This window comes from Legionella brunensis (assembly GCF_001467025.1).
In the GTDB taxonomy this organism is placed as follows: Bacteria; Pseudomonadota; Gammaproteobacteria; order Legionellales; family Legionellaceae; genus Tatlockia; species Tatlockia brunensis.
On the sequence record NZ_LNXV01000036.1, the window covers coordinates 89,256 to 106,529 of the forward strand.

The following is a 17,274-nucleotide window of genomic DNA, read 5'->3' on the forward strand; positions in this document are numbered from 1 at the left end:
ATAGCCCGTGTTATAATACGGGCTATCACCATTTTTACCAACCAGTAATTTCAGCAATTGCATCACCCAAATCAGCTGGAGAACGCACTGTTTTAACTCCCGCAGCTTCAAGAGCAGCAAATTTTTCTGCAGCAGTTCCTTTACCCCCAGAAATGATGGCACCTGCATGCCCCATTCGCTTACCTGCAGGTGCGGTAACACCAGCGATGTAAGAAACGACAGGTTTCTTGACATGAGCTTTTATAAATTCCGCAGCTTCTTCCTCAGCAGATCCTCCAATCTCTCCTACCATAATGATAGCTTCTGTCTGCGGGTCTTTTTCAAAAAGTGCTAAAGCATCAATGAAACTAGTGCCTGGAATAGGATCTCCCCCTATTCCTATGCAAGTACTTTGACCAAACCCCTTATCGGTTGTTTGCTTTACTGCTTCGTATGTTAACGTGCCTGAGCGAGAAACTATTCCCACTTTACCTGGCAAGTGAATTGATCCTGGCATAATACCAATTTTGCATTCACCAGGAGTAATAATACCCGGGCAATTTGGACCTATCAGACGAGCTTCAGTATTATTCTCTAAATATACTTTAACTTGGAGCATATCAAGAACAGGTACACCTTCGGTGATGCAAACGATTAACTTAATACCAGCCTCGGCTGCTTCAAGAATAGAGTCCTTACAAAATGGAGCCGGTACATAAATAACTGTTGCATCTGCTCCTGTTTCGTTAACAGCATCACGCACTGTGTTAAAGACTGGTAGCCCTAAATGTTTCTGCCCTCCTTTACCAGGAGTCACACCACCGACCATTCGTGTACCATAAGCAATTGCTTGTTCAGAATGGAAGGTACCTTGCTTGCCAGTAAAACCTTGGCAGATTACTTTTGTTTGTTTGTTTACTAATACACTCATTGTTAGCCTCGAAATTTTTAAGTTCAGGATTGCTTCACCTCATTGAGTGAGAAAGCCTCCTCATGATTATTAGGCAACCGCTGCCACGATCTTCTTGGCAGCATCTGTTAAACTGTTTGCCGCAATTACGTTTAAATCACTCTTATTTAAAATATCCGCACCTAATTGAGCATTATTACCTTCGAGACGCACGACAACAGGCACTTTGACATCAACCTCTTTAACAGCAGCAATAATACCATCAGCGATCAAATCGCAGCGTACGATCCCACCAAAAATGTTGACTAAAATTCCCTTAACATTTTTATCAGACAGAATAATTTTGAAAGCCTCACTAACGCGTTCTTTAGTGGCACCACCGCCAACATCCAGAAAGTTTGCAGGCTCACCGCCATGAAGTTTAATGACATCCATCGTTGCCATAGCAAGCCCAGCACCATTAACCATACAGCCAATAGTTCCATCCAACGGAATATAATTCAATTCCCAGTCAGTTGCTCTATTTTCACGCTCATCTTCTTGAGAAGCATCACGCATGCTTTTTAGCTTAGGTTGTCGATACAGAGCATTCCCATCAACATTAATTTTTCCATCTAAACAAAGCAATTGTCCACTTTTAGTCACAACAAGGGGATTGATTTCCAAAAGGCTCAAATCGCATTCTACAAACATTTTCCCAAGAGCTATCATCAGCTGTGTAAACTGCTTGATTTGCTCATCCGTTAAACCTAACTTAAAGCCAACTTCACGGCATTGGAATGGCATCACACCAACAAGCGGGTCAACGGCGACTTTAAAAATTTTCTCAGGCGTTTCGTGAGCAACTTTCTCAATTTCTACGCCACCTTCTGTGGAGGCCATAATCACAACTCGACGCGTAGCTCTGTCGACAACAGCACCTAAGTACAATTCGCGTCCTATATCACAAGTTTCCTCGACTAATACTGCATTAACAGGCTGACCTTTCGCATCTGTTTGATAAGTTACAAGACGGGTACCTAACAATGATTTTGCAACCGTTGCTAATTCATCTTTATTAGAAACTAACTTTACCCCACCTGCCTTACCGCGTCCTCCAGCATGTACTTGAGCCTTAATAACCCATTTTGGCGTGGCTAATTGGCTAGCAACTTGCAACGCATCCTCAACGCTATAAGCAACTTGACCATTTGGGACTGGCAATCCGTAGCTAGCAAATAATTGCTTGGCTTGGTATTCATGTAAATTCATCGTAGCACCCTTAAAAAGCAAAACCCGTCAATACGGGCCTTGCGGTTAAAATTTATTGATTAAACATTCAGTAGTAAGCGAGAAGGATCTTCTAGCAACTCTTTGACGCTTACTAAAAATTGTACAGACTCTTTGCCATCAATTAAACGGTGGTCATATGATAACGCAACATACATCATTGGACGAATCACGATTTGTCCTTTTTCCACGACAGGTCTGTCTTCGATTTTATGCATACCAAGAATACCTGTTTGTGGTGGATTAATGATTGGTGTTGCTAACAACGAACCAAAGACACCACCATTAGTAATTGTGAAAGTACCACCTTGCATTTCCTCCATTGATAACTTGCCTTGTCTGGCACGAGTAGCGGAATCAGCAATCGATTTTTCCATATCCGCCATGCTCATTTGATCAGCATCGCGAAGAACTGGCACAACCAAACCACGCTCGGTAGATACAGCAATACCCACGTCGTAGTAGCCATGATAGACAATGTCTTGACCATCAATTGAGGCATTAACGGCAGGGAAGCGCTTTAATGATTCAACAACTGCTTTGGTGAAAAAAGACATAAAACCTAATTTAACACCATGTTTTTTCTCAAAACTATCTTTGTATTGGGCGCGCAAATCCATAACCGCTTTTAAGTTTACCTCGTTAAAGGTAGTCAGCATTGCTGCATTATGTTGAGCCTGCACTAAACGCTCGGCTATCTTTGCACGCAATCTAGTCATAGGAACACGACGCTCTTCTCGAGCGCCCATCATAGCGGGTTGTGGTTGCTTCTCAGGAGAAAGTTTTGCTGTTTTTTCCCGATTGGTTTCGATGTAGGCAAGTACATCTTCTTTGGTAATTCTACCATCTTTCCCAGAGCCTGAAATTTGCCCTGGCTGGAGGTTGTGTTCGGCAAGCATTCGTCTTACCGCAGGGCCAGTTGCTTTTTCTTCACTATCATCAGCAGTTGACTCTTTTGCAACTACCTTTTCTTCCTTAGGAGCAGGTTGACTTGTGGCTGCACCGGCACCAGCTTCAATCCGTGCAAGAATTTGGGTCGCCTCTACTGTATCACCCTCCTTGAAGAAAATTTCTCGAAGCACTCCATCAGCAGGTGCTGGTACTTCAAGAACCACTTTATCAGTTTCTAAATCAAGGAGATTTTCATCACGAGTGACCATATCACCAATTTTTTTATGCCAAGCAGCAATGGTGGCATCCGCTACCGATTCAGGCAGGGCAGGTACTTTGACTTCAATAGACATGGTTATACCTTCTTCTGTTATATTATTTTGATCAATTAATCCACTAAGGCCTGCTCAACTAATTCTTGTTGCTGCTGTGCATGCAATATAGGGCTGCCTACTGCAGGTGCTGCAGCAAACTCTCTTCCGGCATAGCTTAAAGATTGCTCATCACTTAGGCAATCTTTTATATTATGTTGCGAAGAGAACCAAACACCCTGGTTTTGAGGCTCTTCTTGACACCAAACAACTTTTTTCGCTTGTGGAAACTTCTTAAGTTCTTGAATTAGCGCTTTTTTAGGGAAAGGGTACAGCTGTTCTATCCTGATGATGGCAACATGATTTAATTTGTCATCTCGCCGTTTTTGCAAAAGGTCGTAATAAACTTTGCCACAACAAAGAACAACTTTAGTCACCTTTTTAGCATCCAAATTATCAATTTCCGGTATAACAGTTTGGAACTCGCCTTTTGTCAGTTCATCGAGAGTTGAGACCGCTAATTTGTGGCGCAACAAACTCTTTGGTGTCATGACAATCAAGGGCTTTCGGAATTTGCGCAACATCTGGCGTCTTAGCATATGGAACATCTGTGCTGGCGTTGTGGGAGTACAAACTTGAATATTGTGTTGCGCACATAATTGCATAAAACGCTCTAGTCGTGCAGAAGAATGCTCGGGGCCCTGACCCTCATAACCATGAGGAAGTAACATGACTAGTCCGCATAGTCGTCCCCATTTTTGCTCACCAGAACTAATAAATTGGTCAATAACAACTTGCGCACCATTGGCAAAATCACCAAATTGAGCCTCCCATAATACCAGGGAAGCAGGCTCTGAAGAAGCAAAGCCATATTCAAAAGCCAAAACTGCTTCCTCTGATAATACAGAATCAATAACAACCATTGGTTTATGCGGATTGCTTACAGTCTTTTCTAACGGAATGTAGGTATCGCCTGTTTGCACATCATGCAAAACGGCATGACGGTGAGCAAAAGTACCACGACCAGAATCTTGACCTGACAGGCGAACACCATAACCTTCATTCAATAAACTGGCATAAGCCATTATTTCTGCATAGCCCCAATTCATTGAAATTTCACCCGTAGTCATTTTTTCACGCTCAGCAAGAAGGCGTTTAACCACTGGATGAAGTTCAAATCCTTTGGGTAGTAGGTGGAGTTTCTTGGATAACTCTTGCAGTGTTTTTAAAGAAATTGTCGTATCTGCCTTGTCGGTCCATTTGGCATTTACATAGGGAGTCCAATCGATAGAAATCTTGCCCTCATAATTTCCATGGATTATATCAACAACGGCTTGCCCTTTATCCAATTTGTCACGATAATCTTCGGACCATTGCTCAAGCTCTTTTGCTGTGACAACACCTTTCGCAACCAGAATCTCTCCATAAATCTCACGCAGTGGGCGCATAGACTTGATTTTTTTATACATCGCCGGCTGGGTCACTGAGGGCTCGTCAGCTTCATTATGGCCATGACGTCGATAACAAACGAGATCAATTACTATGTCTCGTTTAAATTTCATGCGAAATTCAAATGCAATCTGGGTAGCAAAAACAACCGCTTCAGGGTCATCCCCATTTACATGAAGTACAGGAGCCTGAACCATTTTGGCAACATCTGTGCAATAAAGAGTAGAACGCGCATCCAATGGGTTGCTTGTTGTAAAACCAATTTGGTTATTGATAACAATATGAATAGTTCCGCCAGTAGAATAACCCCGTGCCTGGGAAAAGTTGAAAGTTTCCATGACGACACCTTGACCAGCAAAGGCTGCATCACCGTGAATCACAACAGGAACTACTTTGTCCTTCTTATCCAGGTTATCACGTCGGCCCAAACGAGAACGCGCTGAACCCTCGACAACAGGACCAATAATCTCTAAGTGTGACGGATTAAAAGCTAAGGCTACGTGGACGATTGCGCCGTTTTCTGTGCGTAGGTCTGATGAATACCCCATATGATATTTAACATCGCCTGTGCGCTCCGATTTAATTTTTCCTTCAAACTCTTGGAATAGCTGATGCGGCTCTTTGCCTAAGACATTCACGAGAACATTTAAGCGTCCACGGTGAGCCATTCCAACAACAAGCTCATTGACAGCATTTTTGCCTCCCATTCTGATGAGCTCTTTCATCATAGGAATTAGGGAGTCACCACCTTCGAGAGAAAATCGTTTTTGCCCCACATAGCGCGTACCTAAATAACGCTCAAGACCATCAGCAGCAATTAAATCAAGGAGAATCGCACGTTGCTTATCTGCATCAAAAGAAGGTTTCCCACGGACTGGCTCAAGTTTTTGCTGTAGCCATTCTGTCTCTTCATTGTTAGAGATATGCATGTATTCAATGCCAATACTACCGCAATAAGTATTTCGTAGAGCATCATAGATTTCACGTAATGGTATTTGAGCGCCATTAAAATATTTACCCGCAAAAAATTGTCGAGCCATATCTGCTTCAGATAACTGATGATAACTTAACTCAAGACTAGGTACGTGCAAGCGCTCGGCCATCTCTAAAGGGTCAAGTTTGGCAGCATGATGTCCGTGAGCCCGATAGGCACTAATTAAATGAGCGACTTGGTATTGTTTACTATCTTCTGTGACAACAACAGGCGCGTGTTTTTTGTCAACATTTTGTAAAAAATAGTCGCGAATATCGCGATGAGAAATATCTTTCGCCGCACCATCAACTTTGGGAAGCGCATCGAAGGCAGCACGCCAATCTGCAGGCACAGAATTAGGATCGGCTAAATAATCTTCGTATAAACCATCAACATACGCCATGCTTCCACCTGACAAGTAAGAGGAAGCCCATTGATTTTGCAGGTCACTACTGCTCATATTTTTTCTCCAAAGGGATGCACTCAGGTTGCACCTGAGTACAAAAAAATCGCTATCAAGTTTCCTGAGTTAGCATTTGCTTACGAATATCGGCAATTGCTTGGGTCGGATTGAGTCCCTTCGGGCAAACACTCGCACAATTCATAATTGAGCGACAACGAAATACACTGAAAGGATCTTGTAATTTATCCAAACGGTGTTGCTTAGCTGTGTCCCTACTATCTGCCAAAAAGCGTCGTGCTTGCAAAAGTCCTGCCGGACCAACAAATTTATCTGGGTTCCACCAGAATGAGGGACAAGAACTGGTACAGCAAGCGCATAAAATGCATTCATACAAACCATCGAGTTGAGCACGTTCAGCGGGTGATTGCAAACGCTCACGCGCAGGCACCACGCCATCATTTTGTAAATAAGGCTCTATGCGTTCATACTGTTGGTAAAACTGTGTCATATCCACGACCAAATCCCGCACAATAGGAAATCCTGGCAGAGGACGAATTACTATTTTATCCGTCTTTAATTGCGAAAGAGTCGTCACGCAAGCCAAACCATTGGTACCATTAATGTTCATACCATCAGACCCACAGACCCCTTCACGGCAAGACCGCCTGAACGCTAACGTTGGATCTTGTTCAGCTTTTAGACGCTCAAGCAACGTCAACAACATCGGATCACTTTTGACTGGGATTGCTATTTCATAATCCTGCATATAAGGCTCGGTATTTGCCTCTGGATTATATCGATAAATAGACAGGCTCAGATTTCTTATGTCAGCCACGGTATATCCTCTCTAGTAAACTCGTTCTTTAGGCTCAAATGCCTTGACATATTTAGGTGATGTATTTACAGGGCGAAAATCAATGCTATCACCTTCTTCAAAATATAGAGTGTGCTTAATCCAGTTAGCATCATCACGAGCCGGATAATCCTCGCGACTATGAGCACCACGACTTTCAGTACGTGTTAACGCAGATTTAGCGGTGGCATAAGCTGTCGCCATCAAATTATCAAGTTCTAAAGCAGCAACTCTTTCAGTATTAAAGACTTTGCTTTTATCACTAAGCATGGCGTTATTTAAGCGTTCACGCAAGGCTTGCAGTCGATGGAGGCCATTCTCCATCACTTCACCTGTACGGAATACACCAAAGTCTTCTTGCATTACCCGCTGCATTTCATCATGGATAGCAGTGAGACTTTCGCCCTCAGTGGAATTTTCCCAGCGATAATAACGGGTCAATGAAGCATCAATATCATCGTTAGTAATGTAAGGCATTTCGGGCAATTGGTTGGATTGCCATAACTCTTCAACATGAAGACCCGCAGCACGCCCAAACACAACCAAATCAAGTAGAGAGTTACCGCCCAACCGATTAGCGCCGTGTACAGAAACACAGGCACACTCACCTACTGCATAGAGACCTTCAACAATATGATCTGCTCCATTCTTCTTGGTAAGCACCTGCCCATGCATATTCGTGGGAATTCCCCCCATACTGTAATGACAGGTGGGAACAACAGGAATAGGTTCAACAATAGGGTCGATCCCTGCAAATTTTAATGACAATTCACGAATACCAGGCAGTTTTGACTTAATTAAATCGGCACCCAGATGATCCAGTTTTAATTTGACGTGATCTACACCCTTCGGATCAAAGCCTTTGCCTGCACGAATCTCCAAAGCCATCGACCGCGCAACGACATCACGCGAAGCTAAATCTTTAACTCGGGGAGCATAACGCTCCATAAAGCGCTCACCATCTTTATTAATTAGGTAACCTCCCTCACCCCGACAACCCTCAGTAACCAGAACACCAGCACCAGCGATTCCGGTAGGATGAAATTGCCACATTTCCATGTCCTGAAGAGCAAGACCGGCACGCAAAGCCATACCAAAACCGTCCCCAGTATTAATATAGGCATTGGTCGTTGATTGATAAATACGCCCCGCACCACCGGTAGCAAGTATACAAACACGTGTCTGATAAAAGACAATTTCGCCAGTTTCAATGCACATGGCAGTTACACCAGCAATACGCCCTTGAGCATCCTTAACAAAATCAAGCGCATACCATTCGCTAAAAACGTGTGTTTTAGCCTTTAAATTTTGTTGATACAGTGTATGTAATAAAGCATGACCTGTTCTGTCCGCTGCAGCACATGTTCGCGCTGCCTGCTCGCCACCAAAATTCTTAGATTGGCCACCAAATTGACGCTGATAAATCTTACCATTGTCCATGCGTGAAAAAGGCAAACCCATATGTTCAAGTTCATAAACAGCTTCAGGACCTGTTTTACAGAGATACTCGATACAATCTTGATCACCGATATAATCAGCTCCCTTCACCGTATCGTACATGTGCCAACGCCAATCATCTTCATCCGCATTCCCGAGGGCAGCAGTAATACCTCCTTGTGCGGACACTGTATGTGAACGCGTTGGAAATACTTTTGATAATAATGCAACTTTTAACCCCGAATTAGCTAATTGTAGAGCTGCCCGCATGCCCGCTCCACCTGCACCAATAATTACAGCATCAAATTTATCACGTGCAATTGCCATGCTTATTGCCCCCACAAAATCATTAAGCCCCAGACGAATTGGCTAAGCAGCCACAGAACAACCAACATTTGAACAGTCAATCTCAGAGCTGTGCATTTCATATAATCGGTGGTTACTGTCCAAACTCCAATCCACGCATGCAATGACATTGCAAATATGGCAAGGAGGCTTGCTATTTTAAAACCAACATGATGAAACAGATTGTACCAATCTACGTAATTCAGCTGAGGGTGAGCTATTAGATAGCCCAATAAAAATACTGAATATATTGCAAAATAAATGGAGGTTACTCGTTGAATTAACCAATCTTTTAAACCATTTCCAGTTAAGCTTGTAATATTGGTTACCATATCCAGAATCCTAGAATGAGAGATAGAATTATTGCCAAAGCGATCACTAAAATTGCACTGCGGCGACCAGAGCTCACCTGCTCACCATATCCTACGTCCATCGCTAAATGACGAATACCGGCAAGTAAATGATAAATAAGCGCCGCACCAAACGCCCACAAGACAAGCTTATACAGCGGATTGCTATATATTGTACGCTGAAGCTCCACAAAAGATTCATTACTGTGAAGTGACATACTCAAAAAATAAAGCATTGCCGGCATTAATAAAAAGAGAACTAAGCCAGAGACTCGATGCAAAATCGAAGCAATAGCCATAGGCGGGAATTTCATGGTTCCTAAATCAAGATTTATTGGTCTTTTTTGATTCACTGTCAAAATCTTCCTTAAAATAAAAATATGATAAATATAACATAATCAGTCTTTATCAGTCATAGCCAAATTTATCAAGCTTGTCTTAAATTCTAAAGCAAGTGTCTTTAGTTCAAACCTCAAGCTCAATGCTCCGGCAAAAAACCTGGGCAGTATACCACTCTGTATTTTTTGCGCAAAGTTCAAACCTTGTTAGAGTCTTCTTTTTAGCTATCTTTCTATTCCCGTACTATGCTTTCTATAAAAGGGTTATAGGGAAATTAGCCATGCTAATTAAGCGCACCATCTATAATCAGCGCTTGGAATGTGCTGCAATTGAGATCATTGCTAATAAACAAGCACAGGAGCATGGCGAATTATTTGAGCACTTTGCAACAATCCAACGCAATACCGCTAAGCACCTCCCGTTATTTATCCCCTATGCTCTTAAATTTTTGGTAGAGCATCCTGAAACTCCCATAGAGCAACCGATTGTCCTTAAGTTGCATGCCGGTGATATTGAAACCAGTTGTCCGCGAAAAGAACTGGAATCATTACCTTATCGTTTAGCCTTATTAATTGATAATCCACAGCAGCTCGCCTGGTTAAATTTCGCGGACTATGTTGCGCTAAGCGAGCATTTAATGACTGCAGCAAATGTTACTAAGGTCGTTAGTTATAGCCAGGCAAAGCAACGAAAAGTCATAGCCTATGATCTTAGCCATCCCAACAGCTTTGAGCGTTCTAAAGCCATGGGAATGGATTTTTATTGTGGGGACTTTCTCTTCCATCCGCAAGCACCGGAAAAAACAGAAATTGCTGCCAATAAATTAAATCTCCTGGAGTTAATTACCACCTTACAACAACAAGAAACTAACATGGATGCAATTATCAATCTTATTCAAACTGACCCCATGCTTAGTTATCAATTGTTAAAAGTGGCCAACTCCGTGGCTTTTTCAGGGTATCAAGACATTGAATCCATACAACAAGCTGTTGTGCGACTGGGTATTTTTAATTTAAAAAACTGGGTTATGGTTTTATCAATGACCAATGTATCGAACAAACCTTTGCAGATAGTAGAGTCAGGCTTAATTCGCGCGCAAATGGCACAAAAAATTGCTGAAACACAACCCGACCTTTGTGCACAAAGCGCCTACACAGCTGGTTTATTGTCAGTTTTAGACAGTTTAATGGATACCCCTCTGGAAAATTTGATTGACAAAATTACTTTAGCAGCAGAAATTAAACTTGCTTTGTTATCGAGAAAAGGCCCTCTTGGCAAAATTCTTGACATTGTCATTGCCTATGAGGAAGGTCACTGGGAGCATTTTAAAGAAACAGAATATTTTGGCTTGGACTTGAGTCAATTGTATATAGATTGTCTAGAGCAAATCTCTCTGGGCACCAAGGCCATGAGCGAACGGAAATAGACTTATGTGGTTTAAATATCTGGCGGCACAAATTTACGATAGTTTTATTATTATTGCTCTGTTTTTTGCTTTTACAACCCTTTGTCTTATAGCCAATCATGGCTTTGCTATCCCCCCAGCCACTCGCTGGTATCAGCTTTCTTTGCTTGGCCTTTTTATCGGTTATTATCTATTGTCTGTTGTTTATGGGGGACAAACTATTGGTATGCGCGCCTGGCGTTTGCAATTACAAACTGATCTAGGGAGGCCTAGTTGGCAACAAGCGATAGGACGTCTACTTTTAATTTTTCCTGCCCTCCTCGGCGGGCTATTGAGTTTCAAAAACCAGCAACAGCTACTTTATCGTTGGACAAAAACCAAGCTTAAGTCTTTTTAGCGATCAATAATGAAGAACGATAAAGCATTTCATATTATCTGCTCTTCCTGAGTCTGAGCTAACAATCGTATATTTTCTAACCCCGGCACAATCACCGAAACGAGAGCTTTTATCTCGCTTTGCGAACATTGCAGCAATGCTTTTCGTAAATTGGCTTTTTGTTGTGAAAAAAACTCTTCATAGTCCTGATGCTCGAAACAAGAGAGCAACCATTTTAGTTCTTTTGGAGTTACTGAATGCTTAAAAAATGATTTTAGGAAAGAAGGCTCACGCAATTGACTCTCATGTGCCAAGTCTTGGAGACTAGTTTTAACTATATGATGTACCAGATAATTATTTTGGGAATCATGATGTTCGCAGATTTTTAAACATTGACTTCGCACTTTTACAGTCATCAAATTAATTAAACGGGTTTGTATATTTTTATCCAATGCAAGGAATAACTTTTGCTGTTCTTCATCCTTTAACCAGCTGGCATCATTCGCAGCAATGATTAGGCGCAAACGATAATTAGCAACAGCTTCTTTATCTTGACAAGCTAAACACCATTGTCTTAATGCGGTAAAAAACTCCAGGATAGCATCAGGGGAAGGACGTTGGTGTTTATCCTTAGCAACAATCTGTTTTAAAAAATTTTTTACCAAATTTAAAATAAGATCATCAGGTTTACTAGCAAAATGCTCGAATAAACCTTCTGCACAGAAACCTATCTCAATGTAGTGCCTTACCAGGTCTTCTGGTTTCATAGTGGGGTGACTTTTCCTAAACTCAAAAATTTCTTTAAATGGGTTCTTGGCACCAAAGAGTGAAAAAAGAAGAGGACCTAAGGCATAGAAATCACTCTCTTCTGAGTACAACCCATCTAGTACTTCCAGAGCCAAATGCTCCGGTGTGCCTTGTGACGTTTGTCGGGAACGGAGTATCGGCTTACTAAAATCATCATCTAAGTAAAACACATCAATCTTTAATTGGGGGGCATCGTTAGCTTGATGAGCGAGCTTTACTAAATTAACAATCCTTATTATGACATTTGAGCCCTTAACATCACCATGAACAATTGAGCGTCCTTTGGTATTGTTATAATGCAGTTCATTTAATGAAATAACCAGCTGCCAAGCGATGTCAACAGCTTGAAAAAAAGTTAATTCCTTAATTTGAGGATTATCCTCAATATCAGGCTGAATCTGAAATCCATCAATGAATTCTCTGATTAAAATAACTCTACCATCTTTATGAACCAATACAGAACCATTGAGTTGACGATGTGAGGATGGAGTTTGTCCGTTTTTGTAAAGTTTTATGGCGACGGGAGCATGCTCATCGATAATAAGTTCGTCTTTATTAATTGCCGTGGGTATAGAGACTGACTTAGGTACTTTTATGTGGCAAAGGTACCCTTTATAAACATCTCCAGCTCCTCCACTCCCTAAGTCCTCGGAAAAATCACTAAAATAGTAGAGGGTTTCACCATTGTCCTTTTTAACTGGAAAAAGAGTGCCACGCTGTCCTTTATTAACGTTTGCAGTTTCTCCCATAGAAGCAATACCTTACGAGCTATATTCCGTCAAAAGGATCCCATTATACAGCAGTTTTGAACAAAAAACATACAGAAAAATTCTTTTTTTTCTCTTCCCTTCGCTATTACTAAGAAAATCAGCCCAATGGACGATAACCAAATTAGCTACTATAAATTAAAAGATAAGTTTTCTATTTTTTTACAAAAAGGTTAATTTTTGCTTAATTTTAAAGGATTAAAGTGATCTTATAAGCAACAATTGGCGAGATACCAACAAAAATTTTCTATTGCTCGTCACCTGAATAAGGAAATGACATGGAAATTACAAGCGAAATGAAAAAGACTCTAGCAGTAGATAAGAAAAACCGTATTATTAAACGATACCTGCAAGAAAGATTTAAAGAAGCCTACCAAGACGCATGGTTAGACACGCCAGAAAATTACCAGCATCTCGCAAAAGCCATTGACTTTTTTTATGAATTAGATGACGACAATCTAGCGCTTACTATGATAGGTAGTGATAATGAAAGCACTATCCTTACCTATAAAGAGCATTTTGCAAAGGTAGCAGCCTTGTTAGATAAATTCGTTGCCTTTTCAGAAGAAATCCCCCCCACAGCTACCAGATTTTATGAAAAAGAAGCCATTTTGGAAGGCATCAAAATTAGGCAACATTTTGAATCACGCTCCCTTCGAGACCTACACGCGCAAGGTAGTAACCTGGGCATAGCAGAAAAATTTCTCAATGCTGAACTCGGTCAAGGAGAATGGTTAGGGGAAGTTGATTTAGAGCGCGCGCTCACTAAACTTGGCGTCAGAGACAGAGTCCACATTACGCGTTTAAATGCAGAAGACATTGGTATGATTTTGCATTTTGAGCGTGAAAAACATGGTGCTAGCCAGGAGCCCTATACTATTCCCCTACTGATTAATTGCGGGAGTAGTGGCTCTTTGCGTAGTCAGGGTTCTCACTGGACAGAGGCTTTAATTCACGTTAATCCTGCCACAGGTACAATCACCGTTGATTATCGTGATTCAATGCCTGTATCCCCTCAAGTGAGAACTATCCTAAACAATGCAATTCATTACAATGCTACCTCGGTTGTTAACGATGTGGAGCGACAATATACCGCTTTCCCCGATGTCACAGATGAAAACCTGACAATTAATGTTGTTTCTGATGACTCTCAAGAGGATGGCTGGAGTTGCGGCTACCGTTCTTTACATAATTTATTAAGGCATCCTAACTTCCCCACGACAGGTATAGCTACTGATGCTCCACCCTGGTCTACTTTTGTGAATGCGCCCTATGAATCCATTTCATTACGTAATGCTATCTATCAACTACTTCTTGAAAATTTACAAATCGATGAGGATTTTTTTGATGCTATGCACCTCGATAAAGAGGCCTTTAAGCATCTAGAGGATAGCGAAAATTATGGACTGGATGAAGAATTTGCAAAACGTTACATGGAGCTACTATCCAATAAACCCTCAGTTTCAACCATTACAACAGAGCATTTTGCAAAAGAATATACAACTCTCATGGAAGAGCTTTCAAAGATAAAAGTTACAACAGACCGCAAATCAACTGTAGAACAATTAAAGGCGAATATAGCCAAGGTAACTACCAGTATAACACTTTCATCGGATGCAAAAATATTTGCTCTTCTTGACGTAATAGCCATTGAATACAATGCTATTTTAGGATCATCAGGTGGGGCTAATAGTAAATTAGGCAAAGCCCTCTTCAAATTCTGCGATGAACAGCTTGGCGTCACTCTTAGTAAGGGCCCCAGTTTTCACTTTAAGAAAGATGGCTTACTATTGCAGATGATGACGCAACTGGGTAAATTGCCGTTAAAAGAAGAGGAAGATGTTTTACCTTCTCCAAAAGTCGTTTCTTCAGAATCTACAAAAATATCAAAGAGTGCTCCTGAGTTAAGAACGCCTAAGACAGAGTCTCCTACAATCAGCCCCTCGGTCAACCGGATTGGTTCTTCAGTCGACCCATCCCAACTTAAGTTGCTAAAAAAGCAAGATTTAAGTCGCATAGGAACTATGTTTGGTGACTCTCAGTTCTGTTATGGAGGCAAACCAGGTGGGGTAGAGCCAGGATTTAGAGCAATTGATCTTGATGAAGCCTTTTTCGAACAACTTTTAAAAATAGTTCCTCCCGAAGAAGCTACAGGAGATGAGGTAGATGCCTATAAAACCCTATTAAAAGCCATAGCTAGAATAGAGTCGCAATCTGGCGAACCCAGCCAAAAACTTAATGATAAACGAATCGCTTTTGCTACTTTTGTTAATGTTTATGCACCCAATCCACATGCGCCCAAAGAATTATCTCCTACTATGTCATGGTTATGTGAACAAATTAAAGGTGCTGTTTCTCGCAATGAAAAATTAAGTGCATGGATGTACAAGCTTGACTACGCTGAAAGTGGAGCAGCGAAGGAACGAAAAAAAGCTAACAAAGAAGCACTACGAGAGTTTGTCGGCACTCGCTTAGCCGGTATTTTTAGTGACAAAAACCAAAGACAAGAAATTACTTGGATAAGAGGCCCCTCAGGACCTCATGCCCTATTAGCTTGCGGTTGGAAAAATGGCCTGCGAGAATTAAAAGAGTTTCTACACGGAGGGGGAGAGCCTGATTATAACGGTGTTCTAGTTGAAGATCTCGAGGCGCCGGTTAAACGGGCAAAACACGTTCCAGGGCTCGGTCGCAACTTAATTTTTGGTATTGCTATCGGTGATAGAGATGGCATCGGTAAAGAGGGACAGAATAAAGGGTTTGCGGGCAATGCTTTTTATGGCTTTGATTACGGTAAACCTTATGAGGGCGATGGAGTATGTGGCTCACTACGTGACGACTTTACTTTCACCAATCCCGGTGCTAAAGCTCCAGAGTTTATGAGAGGCTCAGGAACCTTTGGTTTCGCACGTCATATTATGTATCGCAATTACAGTATTTTTTATGACACTCCATTATCCGAGCGCATGATAGGCGTACATATCCTTAAGAAAATGATTACGGGTGAGAACCCCAGTGAAGAGGTGCTTAAAAGTTATCCTGGATTACGACAAGAATTATACCGTATCCAAGCAAACACACCGACTACAGAAAACTTATTAAATCGTCTCGGGCAAATTAGAAGAGAATGTCCTGAGGATAGTCCAATAGAAGGTTTAATTGACAATTTATCCATGCAAGTGAGCACCGGCAAATTATCTCCCTTTGACTTATATTTTGCTGAAATTAAGATGGATTTAATCGCCCAAGCACAAAAAACAGGAATGGATTTTGACGAGCTTGTTGATCATCTTAAAACCATTGATAAATGGGCTGCAAAAGCTACAGTGAGTAATCAACAAATTTTAGATGTGTTTGCACAACGCTTATTGTTGACTAAAGATGAAATCAATTTCCTAGATAAGATGGAAAAAATAGTTTCGCCAACCACTGTCATGTCACCTGATGGAGAGGCTTTCCTCAATCAGATGCAAATTACAAAACCAAGCGAACGTATTCCCTTCCAACTAACAAAACTGGAAAATGGCAGCTATACGTTAACAACGACTAATAAGGCTATTCAGAGCGATTTAAATGAGCGTTTTGGTGTTGAGTTTAAGGTCACTGAAAAAGGATTAAGTTGTAATCTTTCACAAGAAGAATTGGCCAAATTGATGGTTAGCGTTGATAAACAGTACGAAGTTAAAAGGCAAGATTTATTGACAGAACCAACTTTCCGCTTAATCACTTTACCTGCTTTAAAGTCCAGTTACACCAAAGAAACTTTGCCACGTCTTAATGCCTTGCTTAGTGATAAAATTCCCGAGCAAGCAGGCCTTCTTGAGTTCTTATGGCGTCCCAACACTGGACTATCCTTACGCCTCACAGCCAAAACAGAAAGTCAAGTGCAAATGATTCAAGAAACCTTTGGTTTAAAAACAACACCCACAATGAATGTACCACTAATTATTGAGATCCCACCAGGGAAACTTCAAGCGTGTCAGCAAGCAATTAATCTCACCCATCAAAAAACATTGGGTACAGTTGTTATACTACCCCCTTCTAGTAAGTGGGAAAAGCTTCATGAGAGCATCCAATCTCCCAAAGAGGAAGTTGATGAAGAACTTAACGAAACCCAGCAGTTAATTAAACGATTTGAAGCGTTCACCACTATTAATGAAGAGACTCGTGGTTTAATCACAACAGCAATTGCAGAAATGTCGCCTATTGATGTTTCGCAGTTACTTAGCTACAACGATGCTACATTAACAAATAAGGCGAATATCCAACATATTCTCAATGAAGAAGTCGACAAGATAGTCGTTATTGCTCAAGAAATTGAATTACAATCTGTTAGTAACGTGTCATCTAATCCTGGCTCAGATATGACAACATCTTATCTATAACTAAAAAACTTCAGGCTCATTATGAGCC

12 protein-coding genes are annotated in these 17,274 nt (G+C 41.3%); 3 read left to right on the top strand and 9 right to left on the bottom strand.

Annotated features, from left to right (window positions below):
* Positions 1–34: 34 nt before the first annotated feature.
* The 8 genes from sucD to sdhC form a co-directional block, all read right to left on the bottom strand.
* The gene (gene sucD, locus Lbru_RS14715; RefSeq protein ID WP_058442887.1) at positions 35–910 is read right to left on the bottom strand and encodes a succinate--CoA ligase subunit alpha; all 876 of its coding nucleotides are present in this window, start codon (positions 908–910) and stop codon (positions 35–37) included.
* A gap of 69 nt (positions 911–979) precedes the next feature.
* On the bottom strand, positions 980–2,140 hold the full coding sequence (sucC, locus tag Lbru_RS14720; RefSeq protein ID WP_058442888.1) for an ADP-forming succinate--CoA ligase subunit beta: 1,161 nt from the start codon (positions 2,138–2,140) through the stop codon (positions 980–982).
* Between the two features lie 59 nt (positions 2,141–2,199).
* Positions 2,200–3,402, bottom strand: a complete 1,203-nt coding sequence (gene odhB, locus Lbru_RS14725; protein WP_058442889.1) for a 2-oxoglutarate dehydrogenase complex dihydrolipoyllysine-residue succinyltransferase — start codon at positions 3,400–3,402, stop codon at positions 2,200–2,202.
* A 35-nt stretch (positions 3,403–3,437) separates the two neighbouring features.
* Entirely contained in the window at positions 3,438–6,242 is a 2,805-nt protein-coding gene (locus Lbru_RS14730) for a 2-oxoglutarate dehydrogenase E1 component (RefSeq protein ID WP_058442890.1), read from the bottom strand.
* 55 nt (positions 6,243–6,297) lie between these two features.
* A complete protein-coding gene (locus Lbru_RS14735) occupies positions 6,298–7,020 on the bottom strand; it encodes a succinate dehydrogenase iron-sulfur subunit (RefSeq protein WP_058442891.1) in 723 nt (240 codons plus the stop codon).
* Positions 7,021–7,032: 12 nt separating this feature from the next.
* Entirely contained in the window at positions 7,033–8,802 is a 1,770-nt protein-coding gene (sdhA, locus tag Lbru_RS14740) for a succinate dehydrogenase flavoprotein subunit (RefSeq protein ID WP_058442892.1), read from the bottom strand.
* Between the two features lie 2 nt (positions 8,803–8,804).
* A complete protein-coding gene (gene sdhD, locus Lbru_RS14745; protein ID WP_058442893.1) occupies positions 8,805–9,152 on the bottom strand; it encodes a succinate dehydrogenase, hydrophobic membrane anchor protein in 348 nt (115 codons plus the stop codon).
* Positions 9,146–9,523, bottom strand: a complete 378-nt coding sequence (sdhC, locus tag Lbru_RS14750; RefSeq protein ID WP_058442894.1) for a succinate dehydrogenase, cytochrome b556 subunit — start codon at positions 9,521–9,523, stop codon at positions 9,146–9,148. Before sdhC ends, sdhD begins: the two co-directional genes overlap by 7 nt.
* Positions 9,524–9,789: 266 nt before the next feature.
* On the opposite strand from sdhC, the gene Lbru_RS14755 reads away from it, so the two are divergent.
* The gene (locus Lbru_RS14755) at positions 9,790–10,935 is read left to right on the top strand and encodes an EAL and HDOD domain-containing protein (RefSeq protein WP_058442895.1); all 1,146 of its coding nucleotides are present in this window, start codon (positions 9,790–9,792) and stop codon (positions 10,933–10,935) included.
* Positions 10,936–10,939: 4 nt separating this feature from the next.
* Entirely contained in the window at positions 10,940–11,311 is a 372-nt protein-coding gene (locus Lbru_RS14760; protein ID WP_058442896.1) for an RDD family protein, read from the top strand.
* Positions 11,312–11,340: 29 nt separating this feature from the next.
* Here the strand turns inward: Lbru_RS14760 and Lbru_RS14765 are convergent, their stop codons facing one another.
* Complete coding sequence (locus Lbru_RS14765; RefSeq protein WP_058442897.1) at positions 11,341–12,846, bottom strand: protein kinase domain-containing protein; 1,506 nt, start codon at positions 12,844–12,846, stop codon at positions 11,341–11,343.
* A gap of 296 nt (positions 12,847–13,142) precedes the next feature.
* Between Lbru_RS14765 and Lbru_RS14770 the strand changes: the two genes are divergently transcribed.
* Positions 13,143–17,246 (top strand): hypothetical protein, encoded by a 4,104-nt coding sequence (locus Lbru_RS14770; RefSeq protein ID WP_058442898.1) that lies wholly within the window; start codon positions 13,143–13,145, stop codon positions 17,244–17,246.
* Positions 17,247–17,274: the final 28 nt, after the last annotated feature.

Bases quoted from the DNA above. Each gene is read 5' to 3' on its own strand.
- sucD (WP_058442887.1), bottom strand. From the start codon at position 910: ATGAGTGTATTAGTAAACAAACAAACAAAAGTAATCTGCCAAGGTTTT.
- sucC (WP_058442888.1), bottom strand. From the start codon at position 2,140: ATGAATTTACATGAATACCAAGCCAAGCAATTATTTGCTAGCTACGGA.
- odhB (WP_058442889.1), bottom strand. From the start codon at position 3,402: ATGTCTATTGAAGTCAAAGTACCTGCCCTGCCTGAATCGGTAGCGGAT.
- Lbru_RS14730 (WP_058442890.1), bottom strand. From the start codon at position 6,242: ATGAGCAGTAGTGACCTGCAAAATCAATGGGCTTCCTCTTACTTGTCA.
- sdhA (WP_058442892.1), bottom strand. From the start codon at position 8,802: ATGGCAATTGCACGTGATAAATTTGATGCTGTAATTATTGGTGCAGGT.
- sdhD (WP_058442893.1), bottom strand. From the start codon at position 9,152: ATGGTAACCAATATTACAAGCTTAACTGGAAATGGTTTAAAAGATTGG.
- Lbru_RS14755 (WP_058442895.1), top strand. From the start codon at position 9,790: ATGCTAATTAAGCGCACCATCTATAATCAGCGCTTGGAATGTGCTGCA.
- Lbru_RS14760 (WP_058442896.1), top strand. From the start codon at position 10,940: ATGTGGTTTAAATATCTGGCGGCACAAATTTACGATAGTTTTATTATT.
- Lbru_RS14765 (WP_058442897.1), bottom strand. From the start codon at position 12,846: ATGGGAGAAACTGCAAACGTTAATAAAGGACAGCGTGGCACTCTTTTT.
- Lbru_RS14770 (WP_058442898.1), top strand. From the start codon at position 13,143: ATGGAAATTACAAGCGAAATGAAAAAGACTCTAGCAGTAGATAAGAAA.